Source organism: Bacteroides parvus, from assembly GCF_017309675.2.
Taxonomy (GTDB): Bacteria; Bacteroidota; Bacteroidia; order Bacteroidales; family Bacteroidaceae; genus Bacteroides; species Bacteroides uniformis.
Genome location: NZ_CP084680.1, coordinates 2,746,360 through 2,766,341 on the forward strand (window position 1 = coordinate 2,746,360; position 19,982 = coordinate 2,766,341).

Genomic DNA, 19,982 nt, shown 5'->3' on the forward strand with positions numbered 1-19,982 from the left:
CGGATATGAAGCACATAAAGGCAGTTGCCGGATACATATTGATTCTTTCTCTCTGCCTCGTGTGTGCACACCCTGCCCATGCGGAGACGCGGCGTATTGCGCTGATACACTCTTTCGAGCCGGGCTATCCACCTGCTGCGAAGGCTTTGGAACTGTTGCAAAGAGAGTTCAGTCTTCTCGGCTTGGACTGCGATGTACGCGAATACTATCTGGACTGCGACCGCTACATGGAGGAGGCAGAAAACCTTCGTATGGCCGGTTTCGTGGACGACCTCTCTGCCTGGGGAGCCGAGTTGATAGCTGTGCTCGACGACCAGGCTGCCTATGCGCTGATGGCATGCAGACACCCGTTGGCGCATGAAATACCCGTTGTGTTCAGCGGTGTGAACTATCCCAACATATCTCTGCTCCTGCAATACCCCAACATCACGGGCTATGCCGACACGCCCGATTACTTGCGTACCATACGCATGATAGAGAGTATCATGGGAAAGTCGCGCATCTGCCTGATGAACGGACAAGTGTTTCTGGACCGCAAGATATGGCATGCGTTGAATGAGCAGTGCCGTGGGCAGGGGTTCGCCATCGTGACCTCTACCGAGGGTGCTTACTTTGCCGGTTCCTCCTATCACCGTGTGCGCGAGAGGGAGACTATCAGCCCTATACTGAAACGGCAGAACATAGACGTGTTGCTGGACACCACGAAGATTGTGCGCATGACGAGCGACTCCATAGCGATACGCCATCTGATGTGGCTGGGACGCGGCGACAATACGTTGCTGCTCTACACCAAGCGAGACTATACCACCAAGCGTGTGGGCATGCTCTTCGACAATCCCACGTTTCAGACCATTAACGAGGGCTTCGGCTTTGCCGACTACTTGCTGGGAGGATATTTCACTCCACTGGAAAGCCAGATAAGATACATGGCGACCGGTATCAAGGAACGCCTCGAAGGGCGGATGCCCCGGCAGCAGGTGACGGAATGCGCCAAGCAGTACGTGCTGAACTGGCATGTGCTGCAGAAGTATGGTATCCCGCTCGAGAGCATTCCGGCAGAGTACACTGTGATGTATATCCCTTTTTCGGAGCGCTATCGCTATCCTATACTTATCGGTTCCATCTTGGGCGCTGTCTTCGTGCTGACGGTGATAGTCTTGCTCTCCTTTAGCCTGCTGCGCGAACGCAGGCGCAAGCGTGAGGCATTGCGAAACCTCCTCTACGAGCATGAGACCCTCTGCCTGGCCATCGAAGGAAATTCTACCTACGCCTGGCGACTGGAGGGAGATTCCGTGTCCTGCGACTCGCAGTTTTGCGAGCTTATTCATCATCGCCCCGGCCGTCTTCTGCTCGATGAAATCACTCCCTACATCCATCCCGACGACTTACCCGCCTTCCGCAAGAACATAGCGGCAAGGCATGAACGCACGCACCACAAGGGGCAGTATCGCTGTAACTTCACCGGTGAGTTCCAGTGGTGGGAGTTCAGCTACAATACCATCCACACCCCCGGACACGCACCCATCATAGCCGGATTGCTGCAGAATATCCAGGAACTGAAAGACCACGAGCAGGAGCTGATAGAATCCCGCGAGCTGGCGGAGCAGGCCGAACTGAAACAGTCGTTCCTCAACAACATGAGCCACGAGATCCGCACTCCGCTCAATGCCATTGTCGGCTTCTCGGACATGCTGGCCAATGAGCCGGAGTTTTCAGACGAAGAGCGGCAGGAGTTTGTGGACATCATCAATACCAATACCAAACTGCTACTGAAGCTGGTGGGCGATGTGCTGGAACTGTCGCGCATCGAGTCGGGTAACCTCTTGTTCACCTTTCAGCGGGAGAGTGTGCGCCGGCTGCTCGATGACGTCTATCAGACGCATAGCCTGCTTATCCAGCCGTCGTTGCAGTTCCTCAAGGATTTCCCTCCCGAAGATGTGCAGGTGAATGTAGACCCCATGCGACTGACACAGGTACTCACCAACTTTCTGAACAATGCCAACAAGTTTACGAAAAAAGGCAGCATCCGGCTCGGGTATTGCTGTCCGTCCGGTATGAGCGAGGTACATCTCTATGTGGAAGATACCGGCATAGGCATTCCGCACAGCGAGCAGAAGATGATTTTCGAGCGTTTCTACAAGCGTAGCGAGTTTTCCCAAGGCGTCGGGTTGGGCTTGTCCATCTGTGTGCTCATCGTCGAAAAGATGGGAGGACGCATCGAACTCCAGTCCGAGGAAGGCCGTGGGAGCCGTTTCACAGTGATACTGCCTTGTATTGAATAAATGCTTAAAAAATGTAATCGTGTTGTAACAACTTTATATATAATTTTGCGTATCTTTGCCAATGTTTTAAGAAATATAACGTTTTAAGAAACTAATTTAAAAGACATTATGTTAAAGAGAGTAAGAATTATACTGACGGTGCTGCTGTTACTGGCCGCCGTAGGTCTAGATGCGCAGGTCACCACAGCTTCTATGGCTGGTAAGGTGACGGATGCAAGTAATGAGCCCATTATCGGCGCTACTGTTCAGGCGGTGCACCAGCCTTCCGGTTCGCGCTACGGAACTGTGACCAATGTCGATGGACGCTATTCCATCCAGGGTATGCGCACCGGTGGTCCCTATCGGGTGGAGATTTCCTATATCGGCTATCAGACAGTTATTTATAAGGACATCACTCTCCAACTGGGCGAGGTGTATAACCTGAACGTAGAGATGAGCGAATCTTCTGAGCTGCTGAACGAAGTGATTGTGACGGCGGCCAAGACCAAGTTCACCGCCGAAAAGACAGGTGCCACTACCAACATCTCTTCTGCACAGATAACGCAGCTCCCTACCGTGAACCGTAGTATCAGCGACATCGCCCGCCTTTCTCCCTACGCCAATGGCATGAGCTTTGCCGGAGGTGACGGACGTTCCACGAACTTCACCATCGACGGTGCCAACTTCAACAACAACTTTGGACTGAGTTCCAACCTTCCCGGTGGCGGCAATCCCATCTCGATGGATGCCATCGAAGAAGTGCAGGTAGTTGTCGCCCCGTTCGATGTGCGCCAGACGAACTTCATCGGCGGTGGCATCAATGCCATCACCAAGAGCGGTACGAACACATTCAGAGGTACTGCCTATACCTATTACCGCAACCAGGACATGCGTGGTAACCGCATCAACGGCGAGGACCTGGGAGCACGTTCCGATGAGTCCAAGACCACCTACGGCTTCACGCTGGGTGGTCCCATCATCAAGAACAAGTTGTTCTTCTTTGTGAACTACGAAAAAGAGAAGACTCCGGGAGAGGTTATAAAGTATCGCGCGCGCGAGGACGGCGAAGATGCGAAAGGTATGGTGTCCCGTACACTGAAGTCGGACATGGAGAAGGTGTACAACCATCTGAAGGACAAATACGGCTATGATGCAGGCTCCTACACCAATTTCCCTGCCGACGAGGAGAACACCAAGCTGCTGGCCCGCATCGACTGGAACATCACGGACCGCCATCGCTTGAGTCTCCGCTACAACAATACGAAGAATACGGCTTGGAATGCACCGAACGGTAACTCTTCCGATACAGGATACCGTTTGAACAATACTTACCGCGTAGGTACGCAGTCTATGGCGTTTGCCAACAGCATGTATTCTATGGACAACAAGGTGCAGTCTTGGGCGGCAGATTTGAATAGTCGTTTCACCGATAAGATTTCCAATCAGTTGCTGTTTACCTACACCAATATTGAGGACATGCGCGGCACCAATTCTTCTCCTTTCCCCTTCATTGACATCATGGCAGGCAAGGACGAGAATGGAAACCAGATTCTGGAACCGTATATGAGCGCCGGTTACGAGCTGTTCACTTACAACAATGGTGTGAAGAACAAGATTACGAACATTACCGATAACTTCACTTTCTTCACCGGTAACCACAAGCTGACGGCAGGCCTTAGCTACGAGCACCAGTTTGCCAATAACGCCTATATGCGTAACGGTACGGGATACTATCGCTACAACAGTCTGGAAGATTTCCTGAGTGGCGCAGCTCCCGAATCATTCGCTTTGACTTATGGTTTCAACGGCGTGGCTAACCCCAATGCCCAGGTTACCTTCAACCAGCTTGGCTTCTATGCCCAAGATGAATGGAATCTCGGCAACAGTCTGAAACTGACCTACGGTATCCGTTTCGACAACTTGATGTTCGACAACGACGACCTCCAGAGAAACGATGCCATCTATGAGCTTGACTTCGACGGGCAGCACATCGACACCGGCAAGTGGCCGGATTCCAGATGGCAGATTTCTCCCCGTGTAGGTTTCGTTTGGGATGTGTTCAAGGACAAGTCGCTGAAAGTACGTGGAGGTACGGGTGTGTTTACGGGACGTCTGCCGTTGGTTTTCTTTACCAATATGCCGACCAATGCTTCTATGGTACAGAACTCCGTTACCTTTAAGACCCAATATGACAATGGAAAAGTGGTGGGCCACGATTCCCGTCTGGATCAGTTGGCAGGTGGCATGATTACGGACATGAACCAGATAATTGACAAGTTCAACCTCCCCACCACGATTGAGAAACACGTGGCGGGAAGCAAGATTTCGGGTGTGGCCAAAGACTTCAAGATGCCACAGGTGTGGAAGTCGTCTATCGCGGTGGATTATCAGGTACCCGTATCTTTCCCCTTGACCGTGACGGGAGAGTTCATGTTTACAAAGAATGTGAATGCCGTTACCATCAACAATATCAATATCAAGAACCCCGACGAATGGAAATACAATAAGCTGACCACCGTCAAGGGCGCTGATGGAAAAGAGGTGACAACTACGGAACTGCTGCATACAGGTATGCAACGTTTCAATGGTGCGGATAACCGCATGGTGTACTCTTATTCTCTTTATGACAACCCCGATAAGAATGTGAAATATGCAGGCGACTTCGTGCATTACAATGGCAAGAATGCCGTGGTGCTCGACAATACATCCAAAGGCTACGGCTATACGGCAAACATCACGGTGAATGCCCAGCCGTTGGACGACCTGATGCTGATGCTGGCCTATACGCACACGGAGTCCAAAGAAGTTTCCGGTCTTCCGGGCAGCGACCCCATCTCTACCTGGCAGGGACTGAACACGATTGACGGTTCCAATTATGTGGATGCACAACGTTCACAGTATGTGGTTCCCGACAAGGTGATTGCTTCCGTGGGCTACTACATTCCCTTCAGACACAAAGGCCTGCTTCGCGGCACACACCTGAATCTGTTCTATTCCGGTTATTCTTCCGGCGGTTACAGCTTCTGCTACACCAATGACATGAACGGTGACGGCATCAACAACGACCTGATGTATATTCCGAAGGATGATAGTGAAATCAACTTCAAGACAGAGGAAGACCGCGTTGCTTTCTGGAAATTCGTAGAGCAGGATTCGTACCTGAAGAATCACAAAGGACAGTATGCCGAGGCTTATGCTGCCCGTGCTCCGTGGGTGCACCGCTTTGACTTCCGTCTGCTGGAGGATTTTGAATTCAAGATTGGCAAGACCAAGCATTGCTTCCAGTTGAGTTTCGACATCATGAACGTGGGTAATCTTATCAACTCCAAATGGGGTATCTCCAAGACCAACACCGTTTCCAACAGCAACCGAATCCTGAAGTATGAAGGGGTGAAGAGCGTCACTGATCTGACTCCGGTATTCTCCATGTATAAGGTGAACGGTGAATATCCTACCAAGACTTACGACACCTATCAGAACTACAGCGAATGCTGGAAGTTGCAAGTCGGCATCCGTTATGTGTTCAACTAACCGGATGTAGACAACCTCCGCTGAATGGCGGAATATGATGAGGCAAGGGCTGTCCCGGAAATTCCGGGATAGCCCTTGCTGTTTTGGGCTTTCTTTACTTTATTGTATTTCAACCTCCATAATCACTGGATTGTGGTCGCTGCACAAATCCAGGTCCGGAGAGTAGTATGCAATACCCTTCAGACTGGGGGAGTGGAAGATGTAGTCAATACGCAACATGCGTTTGGCATAGCGGTAGGTGTACATGTATCCGTTTCCGGCAGTGCGGAATCCGTCTTTGAGGGTTTTCCTCAAATGGTGGTAGGTGTAGGAGGAAGGTATCGAGTTGAAATCGCCGCATAACAGCACGGGATAGGGGCTGGCCTTGGCGTAGTGGCTGATGACATAAGCCTGTGTGGTCCGTTTCACGAAGTTTTCGTGCAGGGTGCCTGCGGCATCTTTGGCTGCCTGGACTTCGCGGCGGGTGTCGTCGGTGGCCAGCTCGCGTTCCCACTTCCTGCGCTTCTGGCTGACGCTGGTGGTCTGCAAGTGGTTGTTTATCAGACGTATGGTATCCGTATCCATCACTACATCGCACATCATGCTACAGTTGGAGCTGCGCTGGTAAGTAATGAAACGGTGGTTCGCCAATGGATAGCGGCTGAATACGGCGATAGGCAGTACGCCTTTGGAGTCTTCGGAAGGGATGAGCGCGTGTGACCAATGCGAGAGTATGCGCCGTATGCTGTCCGTGGGGAAGTCGCTGTTGTCTCCGAACTCCTGGAAGCACAGCACATCCACGCCCTCCTGCTGCATGTACCGGGCTATCTCCTTGCAGGAATAACCGGTAATCTCACCTCCAAAGTTGTGTATGTTGTAGGTGGCTATCTTCAGATACTTGCCTGCCGGGGTTTTGTCTTTCGGCAGGTGGAGCTGGAAGACAGACGTCAGATATCCCCAGTTGCAGAAGAATGCCGCCAGCGGAACCAGTGCCCAGCGCTTATGGGCCAATGCCCAGCAGAGTGCCGTTATCAGATTGACAATCAGGAGTACGGGCACTGCCAGCCCCAGTAATGGCATGATGGCGGAATCGACCGGAGCCACGTTTCCTGAGAAGGCTGCCACTATGGTGATGGTGGCCAAAACAAATGTTGCTGCTATCAGGCAGATGTAGAACAGACCTTTTACGGCGGACTTTCCCATGTTGTTTGCTTGTTTGTTTTGTTATGGTACCCTGCCATACAGAGCTTGTTACAGCATCTCTTCCACCGGGATATACAGCGAAGAGATGCTGTAATGTCTGTTATTTATTCACTACGTTCACCGGCTTGCCGTCTTGGTAGGCTTTGATGTTTTCGAGCATAATCAGCATGAGGCGTTCGCGCGCGGCCGTGCTTGCCCAGGCAATGTGCGGAGTGATGTAGCAGTTACGGGCAGAGAGCAATGGATTGTCGGCACGGGGAGGCTCCTGCGAGAGTACGTCTACGCCGGCGGCATAGATGGTGCCGTTGTTAAGTGCATTGGCAAGGTCTTGTTCGTTGATGAGCGAGCCGCGTCCGGTATTGATGAGGATGGCGGTGGGCTTCATCAGCCGGAGCCGTTCTGCATTCACCATCTCGCGGGTGGAGTCGGTGAGGGGACAGTGCAGGCTGATGATGTCACATTCGCGGAACAACTCGTCCAGCTCCATCTTGCGGATTTCGGGAGGAAGCTGGAAGTTGGTCTTGGAGGTGTAGGCACATACCTTCATACCGAAGCCGATGGCGATGCGGGCGGTGGTGAAGCCGGTGTGCCCCAGGCCTACGATTCCGAGCTTTTTTTCGCGCAGTTCGATGAGCGGCGTGTCCCAGAAGCAGAAGTCCTTGCTTGCTGTCCAGCGGCCTCGGTGCACCTCTTCAGAGTGGTGTTGCACTTGCTGGGTGATGTTCAGAATATGGGCAAAGACCATCTGGGCAACGGAGTCGGTGCTGTAGGCGGGAATATTGGTGACAATGATGCCGCGTTCTTTGGCAGCGGCGGTGTCTACGATGTTGTATCCGGTAGCCAGCACACCGATGTATTTCAGTTCGGGCAGTGCCGTCATGTGCTCAGCGGTGAGCACGGTTTTGTTGGTCAGCAGGATTTCTGCACCAGCGGCGCGTTCCAATACTTCCGCAGGGGCGGTGCGGTCGTAGATGGTGCACTCGCCCAAGGCTTGCAATTCGTCCCAGCAAAGGTCGCCGGGGTTGGCGGCATAGCCGTCTAATACTACTATATTCATGGAGTTATAAGTTATTTGTTGTGGGGATTTTCTGTATCCGAGTTTTAATCTCTAACTTTTAATTTTAATTGATAGTTTACCATTTCTTTTCCTCTCCCCAGAGTTGCTGCATCCGTTCCTTGTGCTTCTGCTCGGCAGGGTTGAGTTGTGGCTCCCAGATACGGCGGTCTTTCAATTCGTCGGGCAGGAATTGCTGCTTGACGAAGTTGCCGGGGTAGTCGTGAGCGTACTTGTACTTCTCGCCGTAGCCCAACTGCTTCATCAGCTTGGTAGGGGCGTTGCGCAGGTGCAGGGGGACGGGGAGGTTGCCCGTTTCACGTACCAGTTCCAGGGCATTGTTGATGGCCATATAGGCGGAGTTGCTCTTGGGGCTGGTGGCAAGGTATATGGTGGCTTCTGCCAGTGGGATACGTCCTTCGGGCCATCCCACTTTCATCAGCGTGTCGAAGCAGGCGTTGGCAAGCAGCAGTGCGTTGGGGTTGGCCAGTCCGATGTCTTCGGAGGCGGAGATGACGAGGCGGCGGGCTATGAAGGCAGGGTCTTCACCTCCTTCGACCATGCGCGCCAGCCAGTAGATGGCGCCATCCGGGTCGCTGCCGCGAATGGATTTGATAAAGGCGGAGATGATGTCGTAGTGCATCTCGCCGTCCTTATCGTAGGCAAGAGGGTTCTGTTGCAGGCGTTCGGTCACCATGTCGTCGGTGATGAGGACAGGGTCTGCGGCTTCGGAGTCTACCACCAGTTCGAGGATGTTGAGCAGCTTGCGGGCGTCTCCTCCGCTGAAGCGGAGCATGGCGGTGGTTTCTTCCAGTTCTATCTTCCGTTCCTTCAGCACGGTGTCTGTGGTGATGGCACGTTGCAGCAGTTCCAGCAGGTCGTCCTTCTCCAGTGACTTCAAGGTATAGAGCTGGCAGCGGGACAGCAGCGGGCGGATGACCTCGAACGAAGGGTTCTCCGTGGTGGCGCCTATCAGCGTCACGGTGCCTTGCTCCACGGCTCCCAGCAGTGAGTCTTGCTGCGATTTGCTGAAGCGGTGTATCTCGTCAATGAAGAGGATGGGACTGGCTTGCGAGAAGAAACGGTTGCTCTTGGCGCGCTCTATCACGTCGCGCACGTCCTTCACGCCGCTGGTCACGGCACTGAGCGTATAGAAAGGAGTTTCCAGCTTGTTGGCGATAATCTGCGCCAAGGTTGTCTTTCCCACTCCCGGAGGACCCCATAGGATAAACGAAGAGATACGTCCTGCATCAATCATCTTACGCAGCACTGCACCTGGTCCCACTAAATGTTTCTGACCGATATATTCATCTAATGTTCTTGGTCTAAGCCGTTCTGCTAATGGTTGCATAGTATGTAACTCTTAAAATATCATTAATATCATGAAGCGTATACCGCCCTTCTTCACTCCCGGTATGTCCGTATAGGTCAGCCTACGTACATATTCTATGTGGAGCAGTTTGAAGATATTGTAGATACCTACGCTGGCTTCCACATAGGGAGTCTTGCCCATGACGTGGCTGGTGGGTACACCGTCGCGCATGGGGAAGAGGAATAAGTCGGGATTGTTGCTCTTGTACGGGTTGTTCTTGTCCGTCAGCGTGCCCCACAAGCCACGGATGCGGAACATCTCGCGCCACTTCAGCTTCTTGATGAGCGGGATGCGGTTGAAGAGTTTTCCGTTCATGTCGTAGCTTAGGTTGAGGGAGGCGTAGCGGTCGTTCAGGAACTCCATGTTGTTGATGAGGTTGAAGGACTCGTTGTTCTGCGTGATGTACGAGAGGTTCGCCATCGGCAGGTTCAGCAGGGGGAAGGGAACGGTGTTCCATTGCGCACCGGCACGTGCCGTTACGTCCAGCTTGCCCCACGAGCCGAGCCAGAAGCGCTTGCGGATGCTGGCTTCCGTCAGGTTGAAGTTATACTCTCCACCCAGCACGCCCTTGAATCCGGCGGTGTGGGAGAGGGTGAAGGTGGGCGCATCCAACGATACGGGCACGCGGCGTTGCTTGGTGTTGACGAAGGTCTCACCGGGAGCGTAACGCAAAGTCACACCCAGCTCGGTGGTGGTGATGTCGTGCACCAACGTATTTTTTTCGTCCCATTGTCCGGGTGTCCCTCCGTTGTTCTTCCAGTATTGCAATTGTCCGGCAGGCTGGTCGTTACGATGGCGCGCCATGGCCTGTACGGAGAAGCCGGTATTGGTCTCCAGCTCGTAAGTCAGCGTGGCGTCGCGCATGTAGGACATCTGGTCCACCGTCGTCCATTTCCAGCCGACAAACAAGTTGTCCTTGTCCGTGGCGAGATACTTGTCCATGGGAGACATCACGTCGTAGGTGTACTTGAAGGCGATATAGTGTTTCGGGAACTCCCACAATACGTATTCGCGCTTGTTGAAGGAGTAGGCCACCTGTCCGGAGTAGAACCATTTCTTGTCCTTGGTTCCGTAGGCACCGTAGCCGCTCAGGCTCCAATGCGGGTCAAGGTTACCTGTTGTCATACCGCTCAGACGGAAGCGCGTGCCGTTGACGTAGTTGCTGGTTATCATCGTGTTGATGGGACCGAAGTCGAACTTGCTGGGATGCTTCTTGCCACCCGTCTCCACGAAGTTCTCAATCAAGGCTTTCGCCCCGAAGATAACGTACTTGAAGCCGGGAATCTGCTCGATGCGGTTCATGAATACGTCCATCGTGCTCTCTTTCTTGGTGAGGGGTACTTGGCGGACTTTCGCCCAGTATTCGTCGCTCTTGGCAAGCATGTTCGCTTCCTTGATGACGTTTCCTTTCAGACGGAAGAGGCGGGGCTCTATTTCCGTGAATTGATAGTCGCTGTATTTGGTGGTCCGTTGCACTTCCAGGCCTTGGATACCTTTCACGAAGTGTAGTTCCACGGTCATGTCGTCGTCGGTCAACACCCAGTTGCTGTCGGGCAGTTGTTCGAACTGCTGCACGATGTCGAGGTTTTCCACGAAGTTGACACCCGTCTTCTTGGGTAGGTTCATGGTACATTTCTTCACGGCATAGGTGGAGTCCTTCACCACGTAAAGGTGCCCCGTGAAACCGAAGTCCTGCGGGTTCTGCGGAACGAAAGTCAGATGGACGCACTCCTGCTTGTCCACCATGAGTGTGTCCATCAGATAGTACTTATAGAAGCTGATGGCTCCGCGACCGATGGGGCTGACGAAGCGGCGTTGCAGCAGCCGGATGTCGTCGTCGTAGATGTTGATGTCGGAGAATACGTCCGTAAGGATGGTCCCCAGCATGTCTCCGGTGTTGAAGAACTCTTCGATACCAGTGGAGTTCATGCCTTCGATGATGGTCTTTTCGCTCTTGGGGCTTTTACGGAAAATGGTCTTGCTCGCCGTCTCCTTGATGGAGATGGGTAGAATCATCTTGTTGGTCTTGGGCGATACCTCCACCTGGTCTTTGAAGAAGGAGAATTTCTTGTAAATACCTTTCTCCATTTTGTCGGGGGTAACGTCGTTGAGCGACATCTTCATCTTTTCATATTTCTGATACTGATAGTAGTCGTTCTCTTCCAGTTTCAAGGCCTTCTTGTTCTCGATGACCTTCTTCATAAACTCCACGGCGGGGTTGTTCTTGCGGGAATATTTCTCCTTCTTGGGTTTCACGACGACCTCGGAGAGCATGATGTCGTCCGGTTGCAACTTGACGTTCAGCACCCGGGTACCGGGATTCAGTTTCACTTTCTTGGTGATATAACCTACAGCGGAGAATGTCAGCTCATCCCAGCCTTTGTGGGTTTCAACCTGGTATTCACCGTTTGCGTTGGAGATGCCGCCTACACCTTTCCCTTCATACTGTACGGTGATATACATCAGCGGTTCGTTCGTGAGAGAGTCTGTGATGACACCCTTAATTTGGGCGGATGCGCTGATGGAGACAAACAGTGACAGCAGGAAAAGGGCATAAATTATATATCTTTGCTTCATAAGTTACAGATAATTCGGGCACAAAGTTAACAAATTAAGGTTAATCAAGAAGCAAATATAGACTAAAGAAACGGGAGATATGGTTAAATGAACGTGAAAGTCGTATGTCTTGTTTGCTGGATACAGATAAAAAATGTACGGAATCCTTGTAGAGAAGTTGCCGGATATAAAGGATAAAGTTGCGCAATGTATGGAGAAAGCTCTATCCCAAGCCTTGGGATAGAAAGACCCAAGCTTGGGATAAGCGTCCGTAGGTTTGGGATAGACGTTTGCAAGCTTGGGATAGAATTTATGGAGGATTATGAATTGTTGCCGTTCAGTAGTGTCTGTACGATGCGTTCCGCCGTCCGTCCGTCCCAGCGGTCGGGTAGGATGGCGTGCTTCCATTCTCCGTGCAGCAGCTTGTCGAGCGAGGCGGAGAGGGCGAAGGAGTTTTCGCCGACCAGCTCGTTGGTACCGATACGCCAGGTTTCGGGATGCTCGGCGTAGGTGTTGAGGGTGATGCAGGGGACGTCAAGGAAGGTGGCTTCTTCGGCAATGTTGCCCGAGTCGGTGACGATGCCCCGTGCCTGATTGATGAGGAACCCGAAGTGCAGGTAGCTCTGTGGAGGCAGGATGTGCAGGTTAGGGGCATCCAGTCCCAGTGACTTCACTGCCTTTTGTACGTAGGGGTGCAGAGGGGCGACGATAGGCATGCCGTCGGCTTTTTCGATGACGGTTTGGAGCAGGGAGTGCAGCACGGCCTTCTTTGCCAGCAGGTCACGGCGGTTGAGGGTTAGTAGCAAGTAGTTTCCTTTCCGCAGGCCGAGGCTGGAGAACCACATGGGCTGCACCAGGCGGTGGCGGTTGAAGCGGATGGTGTCAATCAGTATGTTGCCCACGTAGTGGATATAGTCGGGTATCATACCCTCTTGGTTGAGATTGCGGTTGGCCACCATGCCGGCAGTGAAGAGATAGTCGGAGATGGCGTCCACGATGGTTCGGTTCACTTCGCGGGGCATGTTCATGTCGAAGGAGCGCGTGCCTGCTATGACGTGCGCCACCTTCAGCCCGCGCTTCTTGGCGACGATGGAGCAACTCATGGTGGCGGTCATGTCATCTACCACCAGTACGACTTGTGCTGGGTGCCCGTCCAACTCGCGCTCGAAGGCAAGCATGATGGAGGCTGCCACCTGCGAGTGGTCATGTCCGGTGACGCCGAGGCAGGCATCCGGTTTCCTCATAGAGAGGTCGGAGAAGAGCGAGGCATCCAGGCTGGTGTCATCCTGCGGACCGGTGTAGACGATGCGGTAGGAGATGTTCTTTCCTGCCTCTCTGGCGGCGTCGATGGCGCGGCAGATGGGGGCTATTTTCATGAAGTTGGGGCGTGCGCCCGATACGATTGTTATTTTCATTGGCGTAATTGGTAAAAAAATGTCGATACAAAAATACGCTTTCTTAGGGAAATTATTTGTTACTTTGCCTATTATTTTCAGAGTGTCTGTTGAAATATGTATTATCTTTTTCGGTTTTGGATACTCGGATTTAATTTTGGATACTCGAAGCACTTGTTTAATTTTTAATTTTTAATTCTCAAAGTGATAATGCCAACATTTGTTCAGATACTCGATTTCATTGGCACATTTGCCTTTGCCATTAGTGGCATACGTCTGGCCTCGGCCAAGCGGTTCGACTGGTTTGGAGCGTATGTGGTGGGTTTTGTGACGGCCATCGGAGGCGGTACGATACGCGACCTGCTGCTGGACGTCACCCCGGGTTGGATGACGGACCCTATTTATTTGATTTGTACCGGACTGGCCTTGTTGTGGGTCATCCTCTTCGGTAAGCATCTCATCCATCTGCACAATACATTCTTCATATTCGACAGTATCGGCCTGGCACTGTTCACGGTCGTTGGTGTGGGCAAGAGCATCGCGCTGGGCTATCCCTTCTGGGTGGCCATCATCATGGGCAGCATTACCGGGGCTGCGGGAGGTGTGATACGTGACGTATTCATCAACGAAATTCCGCTGATATTCCGGAAGGAGATTTATGCGATGGCTTGTGTGGTGGGAGGAACCTTCTACTGGATGTGCCACCTTTTGGGGATGGAGTCTTTCGTGTGCCAGATTGTGGGTGGTGTGACGGTGTTCGTTACCCGTATACTGGCAGTAAAGTATAGGATTTGCCTTCCTATCCTTTCGGGTAATGAAGAGGAGCAGGAAATGTAGTCCGTTGTTTGCAGTCTGAAAACCTCAGGGATTTTCCGGTGAAACTCGGACATTCCGGAGAAGCACTTCCCAGATGTTTTAAAATAAGATTCCCCGGCATTTTCAAACCGAAATGTCGGGGAATTTTTCATATGTCTCGTTCCCCTTATTAAAGGGAGCGAGGATAGGATTGCTAAAGAGATAAGACTAGGTTAGAACAATGCATCCTTCGTGTTGAAGAGCTTGCGTTCGTTCAGTTTCACTACCTTGCCGAATTTCTCCAGCCGCTTCAGGTCGATGTCCTTCGGGTTGCCCATGATGGAGATGCAGTAAGGTTTACCTTTGATGTTCTCTTCGTAGAACTTCACGATGTCGTCAAAGGTCAGTGCATCTACTTTCGGCAGGTTTTCTTTGGCTGGGTCGTCCGTGTAGCCTCTGTAGCCCAAGTCTACCAGTTCCATAGCTTTGTTGCGGAAGCTGGGGTGGCTGGTCAGCATGGCTTGGCGGAGGTAGCTCTTGATGTTGCCGATACGTTCCGGATTCTTCGGCATGTCATTGACGAGACTCATCAGTACGTCCAATGCATCGTTTGCCTTGTCGTTCTGGGTACCGATGTAGCCGCGCAGGTAGCTTGCTTTTCCAGCTATGCCTTGCGTGCCGACGAATGCGTAGGCTGTATAGGCCATGGAGCGTTTTTCGCGTATTTCGTTCAGAACGATGCCGGTGAAGTCGAGACCGAAGTACTGGTTGAATGCGCTACGCAGCACGTCGTCCTTCTTGTCAGCCTTCTGCATCGGGATGTAGAGGTGGATTTGGGCTTGTTCTGCATCGTTGTTAGGCAGGAAGTAGACGGTGTTTTCGGTTACCGGCATCATCTCCTTTGCCTGCGGGGAGTTGGACGGGCGTTCGTTGGCTACCAACGGGAGGTTCTTGCTCAGGATGTCGTATACTTGGTCGAAGGGGAGTGTTCCGGTAAAGAATACCTTTGCCTCGTAGTTGGAGGCACGGTTGATGTCGCCCGTCAGTTCTGAAATCTGCAATTCGTAAATCTCCTTGTCGGTCAGCTCCTTGATGTAGTCTGATTTCTCTCCGTAGAGCATGTACTGGCGCAGCGCTTCGTTCAGGATGCTGACGTTGTCTTTACGCTGCTGGCGCATACCCATTGCCGAACCTTTCAGACGTGCCAGTTGCTTTTCGTCCAATTTCGGCATCAGAATCTGGCGTGAAAGTAGCTGGCAGGCTTGCGGCAGGGTGGCTTCGTAGCCCTCCATGATGATGTAGAGGTTGTCTTCATCGGCTGTCACGTGGCAGGTTGCGTTCAGCTTGCTGAGTTCTTCTTTCAGCTCTTGCGGTTCGTAGGCTCCCATGATACCTGCGTTGTTCATCAGTTGGGCGGCATAGCCCAGTTTCGGGAATTCGCGTTCACCGGCTCCGTATTGTACAATCAGCTGGAATACGTTGTTCTCCTTGTTGGGCGTGTAGTACATCTTGGAACGGTCGTTCAGCTGCTTGATTTGCACTTCGCCGTAGTCTGCGAATTTCTCTTCCATCTGTCCGATGGGCAGGTTCTTGAATTGCGTTGCATAAAGCGATTCCTTGCCTACCGGAGGTTCTACGGGTTTGTACCCCGGCTTCTCAATCTTGGCGTTTTTGTCAGGTTTCCCTTTTTCGATATATAGGGCCAGGTAGTTGTCCGACAGGTATTTCTTGGCTACCCGCTTGATGTCGTCAGTAGTGATGGCCATAATCTTGTCCTTGTAGTTGAGTATGTCGCCTAAATCCTGCTCGTTGTAGAAGGCGTTCATCAGTATCATGGCCTTGTCCTCGTTCGACTCCATTTCCAGGTCGAACTGGCGGCATTTCTCGGCTTTGATGGCATCAATTTTCCAGTCCTCGAATTCTCCGTTGGCGATTTGCTGGATGGCTTTCAAGGCTTTCTTTTCGGCGCTTTTGGTAGACTCGAAACGGCGCTGGTTTTCGTCGTAGAGGGGAATGGCCGCTACGATGGCGCGCCCTTGTTCACGGAAAGTACGGGTGTAGGCTCCGGCGCTGGTCAGCTCACCGTCCAGTACCAGCTTGTCCATGGTTCCGGTCTGGCTGTTGTTGTTCAGCAGTGCCAGGGCGATGTCCAGAGCATCTTCGTCGGGATGTCCGGCAGGCACTCCGTTGAATACCATTGCCACTTGCGGGTAGAATCCCACTTTGGCCGAATATTGTTTGCGGCCCTTTATTTCGAGGTTCTGGTAGACCTTGCGCTCGGGTGCGGGCTTTGCAGCCAGACGCCCGAAGGCGGCATTGATGCGTCCGCTGATTTGTTGGGCTTTGATGTTTCCTACGAGTACCAGTACCATGTTTTCGGGTACATACCATTGTTCGTAGAATTCAATCAGCTTGCTCAGGCGGGGATTCTTCAGATGTTCGGGCAAGCCGATGATGGAACGGGAGTAAGGATGTCCCTCAAAAGCTTTCTCCATCACGAACTGGTTCTGTGCACGTCCCTGGTCATCTTGTGAACGGTTATATTCTTCGTACACGTTTTCCAGCTCCGACTGGAAGGAACGGAATACGGGATGCAGGAAACGTTGTGAGGAAATCTCCAGCCATTTGTTTATCTGATAGGCAGGGAAGGAGCTGTGATAGAAGGTCCAGTCATAGTAGGTTCCTGCATTTACCCCTTTGGCGCCCATGCTTTCCATCAGGTTGGAGTATTCATTGGGAAGCCCCAGCTTTCCGGCCTTGACGGTCAGCTCATTGATTTCCTTGCTGATGGCTTCTTTTTTTACCGGGTCGGCTTCTTCGGCCATCTGGTCGTACTTGGCGATGATTTCCTTGTAGATCGGTTCTTCTTCCGTCCAGTTCAGCGCGCCTATCTTGTCTGTTCCTTTAAACATGACGTGCTCCAGGTAGTGTGCAAGTCCCGTGTACTCTTCGGGGTCGTTGATGGAACCGGCACGTACGCCTACCAGTCCGAATACGTCCGATTTGGATTCGTCTTCCCATATATATACGGAAAGACCGTTCTTCAGCTTGAACGCTTTCAGTCCTTGTCCAAAGGAGGGCAGGGAGATGATGACGGCAGCCAGCAGAAGAAGTGACTTTAATTGAAATGATTTCATAAAATAAAGTGTTTTTATATAATAAAAGTGTTTCCCTATATGTAGGCAAAGCTATAAAAAAATCACGTAACATTTACGAAATCTTCGGAAAAATGATGATTTTCAGTACATGATATCACCCGTAAACTATCATAGAGGGGGTGGAAACTGTCAAATGATAGTTTTTACCCCTAATAAAAACCGTATTCCGTCCCCCGGAGCTTCAAATCTTCCTTATACTTGCAACCGTAAAACCTAAACCATTATTAACTATTTAAAAATTGAGCAAAGTATGAATACTTACAGTTTTAGAAAAGATTTACTTGCAGTGCAAGAAGAACTGCTTCGCTTTGCATACAAGTTGACAGCCGACCGGGAAGAAGCGAATGATTTGTTGCAAGAGACGTCTCTCAAGGCTTTGGATAACGAAGACAAATTTGAACCCGACACCAATTTCAAAGGTTGGATGTATACCATTATGCGCAACATCTTTATCAATAATTACCGGAAAATAGTTCGCGAACAGACTTTTGTAGACCAGACGGACAATCAGTATCACCTCAGTATGCCCCAGGACTCTGGTTTTGCCAGTACCGAAGGTGCCTACGACCTGAAAGAAATGCACCGCATCGTCAATGCCCTTCCACGCGACTATAAAGTCCCTTTCTCCATGCACGTGTCCGGTTTCAAGTACCGTGAGATTGCCGAACGTCTCGGTCTTCCACTCGGAACAGTGAAAAGCCGCATCTTCTTTACACGTCAGAAGTTGCAGGATGAACTGAAAGATTTCATCTGATAATAGTTTGGTAGTAGCAATATGATATATAACATATTGATTGCGATGAATTTTTAAGGATTATTCTTGACTATATGTCAGAATAATCCTTTATATTTGTATATGTTAAGTTAACCGAAGAAAAAAATCTCTTATTACTGACTATGATGAAAAAGGAAATTAAATTCAGTCTTGTTTACCGGGACATGTGGCAGTCGTCCGGTAAGTATCAACCCCGGGTAGACCAGTTGGTACGCATTGCTCCGTTGATAGTAGAAATGGGCTGTTTTGCACGCGTCGAAACGAACGGAGGAGCTTTTGAGCAGGTAAACCTTCTGTACGGCGAAAATCCCAATAAGGCTGTACGCGCCTTTACCGCGCCTTTCAGGGAAGCAGGTATACAGACGCATATGCTTGATCGCGGGCTGAATGCACTGCGCATGTATCCCGTTCCGGCAGATGTGCGCCGGCTGATGTACAAGGTGAAGCATGCCCAGGGTGTGGACATTACCCGTATCTTCTGCGGACTGAACGAGACGCGGAACATAATTCCTTCCATCAAATATGCCCTGGAAGCGGGCATGATACCGCAGGCTACGCTCTGCATCACGTATTCTCCTGTCCATACGGTGGAATACTATGCCGGTATTGCCGACCGGTTGATTGAAGCCGGGGCACCCGAAATCTGCTTGAAGGATATGGCTGGCATCGGACGTCCGGGTATGCTGGGACAGCTTGTCAGAACCATTAAGGAGAAGCATCCCGATGTGCTGATACAATACCACGGGCATAGCGGTCCCGGACTTTCTATGGCTTCCATTCTCGAAGTCTGCGAGAACGGTGCCGACATCATCGATGTGGCGATGGAACCCATGTCGTGGGGCAAGGTTCATCCGGACATCATCTCCGTGCAGGCCATGCTGAAAGATCTGGGTTTCCAGGTGCCCGACATAAACATGAAAGCCTACATGAAAGCCCGTGCCATGACGCAGGAGTTCATTGACGATTTCTTGGGCTATTTCATGGATCCCACCAATAAACATATGTCCTCACTCTTGCTGAAGTGCGGTTTGCCGGGTGGCATGATGGGCTCCATGATGGCCGACTTGAAGGGAGTGCATTCCGGCATCAACATGATACTGCGCGGCAAGAATGAGCCGGAACTCAGTCTGGACGACTTACTCGTCATGCTGTTCGACGAAGTGGAATATGTATGGCCCAAACTGGGCTATCCTCCTTTGGTGACTCCTTTCAGCCAGTATGTGAAGAATGTGGCTCTGATGAACCTCATGCAGCAAGTAAAGGGAGAGGAGCGCTGGACGATGATAGACAACCATACGTGGGACATGATTTTGGGCAAGAGCGGACGCCTGCCCGGTACTTTGGCGCCCGAGATAGTGGAACTGGCCAAGTCCAAGGGTTTTGAGTTCGTGGATACGGACCCGCAGCTGAACTACCCGGATGCTCTGGATACATACCGGAAAGAGATGGACGAAAACGGTTGGGAATATGGCGATGATGACGAGGAACTCTTCGAGCTTGCCATGCACGACCGGCAGTATCGCGACTATAAATCCGGCGTTGCCAAGAAACGTTTTGAGGATGACCTGCAGCGTGCCAAGGATGCGGCGATGGCCAAAAACGGATACTCGGAAGAGGAAATCAAGAAGCTGAAGCGTGCAAAGGCAGACCCGATAATCGCGCCTTCCAAAGGGCAAGTGCTTTGGGAGGTTTCCGTCGAAGGTCCTTCTTCTGCTCCTTTCATTGGACGCAAGTACCAGCATGATGAGGTGTTCTGCTACATCTCTACGCCGTGGGGTGAATACGAGAAGATATGGACCGGATTTACCGGACGTGTGGTGGAAGTCTGCGCCAAGCAAGGGGATGTGGTCAATAAAGGCGATGTGATAGCCTATATCCAGCGGAGTGATATCTTTGCATAAATG

The 19,982-nt window shown here is 51.6% G+C and carries 11 protein-coding genes; 5 read left to right on the plus strand and 6 right to left on the minus strand.

The features are described 5' to 3' along the window. Positions 1–5 precede the first annotated feature (5 nt). Positions 6–2,282 carry a sensor histidine kinase gene (locus tag JXR92_RS11055; RefSeq protein WP_138345496.1) on the plus strand — a complete coding sequence of 759 codons (2,277 nt, stop codon included), beginning with the start codon at positions 6–8 and terminating at the stop codon, positions 2,280–2,282. A 108-nt stretch (positions 2,283–2,390) separates the two neighbouring features. Then, positions 2,391–5,792 carry a TonB-dependent receptor gene (locus JXR92_RS11060; protein ID WP_138345494.1) on the plus strand — a complete coding sequence of 1,134 codons (3,402 nt, stop codon included), beginning with the start codon at positions 2,391–2,393 and terminating at the stop codon, positions 5,790–5,792. Positions 5,793–5,891: 99 nt separating this feature from the next. Here JXR92_RS11060 and JXR92_RS11065 read toward each other — a convergent pair whose 3' ends face one another. The 5 genes from JXR92_RS11065 to JXR92_RS11085 all read right to left on the minus strand — a co-directional run bounded on the left by JXR92_RS11065 (position 5,892) and on the right by JXR92_RS11085 (position 13,371). Beyond that, positions 5,892–6,974 (minus strand): endonuclease/exonuclease/phosphatase family protein, encoded by a 1,083-nt coding sequence (locus JXR92_RS11065; protein WP_117600554.1) that lies wholly within the window; start codon positions 6,972–6,974, stop codon positions 5,892–5,894. 100 nt (positions 6,975–7,074) lie between these two features. Beyond that, positions 7,075–8,031, minus strand: a complete 957-nt coding sequence (locus JXR92_RS11070) for a D-2-hydroxyacid dehydrogenase (protein ID WP_117600553.1) — start codon at positions 8,029–8,031, stop codon at positions 7,075–7,077. A 76-nt stretch (positions 8,032–8,107) separates the two neighbouring features. After that, a complete protein-coding gene (locus JXR92_RS11075) occupies positions 8,108–9,379 on the minus strand; it encodes a replication-associated recombination protein A (protein WP_117600552.1) in 1,272 nt (423 codons plus the stop codon). A 12-nt stretch (positions 9,380–9,391) separates the two neighbouring features. Further along, entirely contained in the window at positions 9,392–11,977 is a 2,586-nt protein-coding gene (locus tag JXR92_RS11080) for a DUF5686 and carboxypeptidase-like regulatory domain-containing protein (RefSeq protein ID WP_117600551.1), read from the minus strand. 299 nt (positions 11,978–12,276) lie between these two features. After that, positions 12,277–13,371 (minus strand): UDP-N-acetyl glucosamine 2-epimerase, encoded by a 1,095-nt coding sequence (locus JXR92_RS11085; protein WP_117600550.1) that lies wholly within the window; start codon positions 13,369–13,371, stop codon positions 12,277–12,279. Between the two features lie 189 nt (positions 13,372–13,560). On the opposite strand from JXR92_RS11085, the gene JXR92_RS11090 reads away from it, so the two are divergent. Continuing rightward, on the plus strand, positions 13,561–14,187 hold the full coding sequence (locus JXR92_RS11090) for a trimeric intracellular cation channel family protein (RefSeq protein ID WP_034528739.1): 627 nt from the start codon (positions 13,561–13,563) through the stop codon (positions 14,185–14,187). 191 nt (positions 14,188–14,378) lie between these two features. Here the strand turns inward: JXR92_RS11090 and JXR92_RS11095 are convergent, their stop codons facing one another. Beyond that, complete coding sequence (locus tag JXR92_RS11095) at positions 14,379–17,282, minus strand: M16 family metallopeptidase (RefSeq protein ID WP_117964446.1); 2,904 nt, start codon at positions 17,280–17,282, stop codon at positions 14,379–14,381. A gap of 271 nt (positions 17,283–17,553) precedes the next feature. Between JXR92_RS11095 and JXR92_RS11100 the strand changes: the two genes are divergently transcribed. Together JXR92_RS11100 and JXR92_RS11105 are read left to right on the plus strand one after the other, a co-directional pair. Next, positions 17,554–18,057 (plus strand): RNA polymerase sigma factor, encoded by a 504-nt coding sequence (locus JXR92_RS11100; RefSeq protein WP_117600548.1) that lies wholly within the window; start codon positions 17,554–17,556, stop codon positions 18,055–18,057. 146 nt (positions 18,058–18,203) lie between these two features. Next, entirely contained in the window at positions 18,204–19,979 is a 1,776-nt protein-coding gene (locus JXR92_RS11105) for a biotin/lipoyl-binding protein (RefSeq protein ID WP_117600662.1), read from the plus strand. The last annotated feature ends 3 nt before the right edge of the window (positions 19,980–19,982 follow it).

Bases quoted from the DNA above. Each gene is read 5' to 3' on its own strand.
- JXR92_RS11055 (WP_138345496.1), top strand. From the start codon at position 6: ATGAAGCACATAAAGGCAGTTGCCGGATACATATTGATTCTTTCTCTC.
- JXR92_RS11060 (WP_138345494.1), top strand. From the start codon at position 2,391: ATGTTAAAGAGAGTAAGAATTATACTGACGGTGCTGCTGTTACTGGCC.
- JXR92_RS11065 (WP_117600554.1), bottom strand. From the start codon at position 6,974: ATGGGAAAGTCCGCCGTAAAAGGTCTGTTCTACATCTGCCTGATAGCA.
- JXR92_RS11070 (WP_117600553.1), bottom strand. From the start codon at position 8,031: ATGAATATAGTAGTATTAGACGGCTATGCCGCCAACCCCGGCGACCTT.
- JXR92_RS11075 (WP_117600552.1), bottom strand. From the start codon at position 9,379: ATGCAACCATTAGCAGAACGGCTTAGACCAAGAACATTAGATGAATAT.
- JXR92_RS11080 (WP_117600551.1), bottom strand. From the start codon at position 11,977: ATGAAGCAAAGATATATAATTTATGCCCTTTTCCTGCTGTCACTGTTT.
- JXR92_RS11085 (WP_117600550.1), bottom strand. From the start codon at position 13,371: ATGAAAATAACAATCGTATCGGGCGCACGCCCCAACTTCATGAAAATA.
- JXR92_RS11090 (WP_034528739.1), top strand. From the start codon at position 13,561: ATGCCAACATTTGTTCAGATACTCGATTTCATTGGCACATTTGCCTTT.
- JXR92_RS11095 (WP_117964446.1), bottom strand. From the start codon at position 17,282: ATGAAATCATTTCAATTAAAGTCACTTCTTCTGCTGGCTGCCGTCATC.
- JXR92_RS11100 (WP_117600548.1), top strand. From the start codon at position 17,554: ATGAATACTTACAGTTTTAGAAAAGATTTACTTGCAGTGCAAGAAGAA.
- JXR92_RS11105 (WP_117600662.1), top strand. From the start codon at position 18,204: ATGAAAAAGGAAATTAAATTCAGTCTTGTTTACCGGGACATGTGGCAG.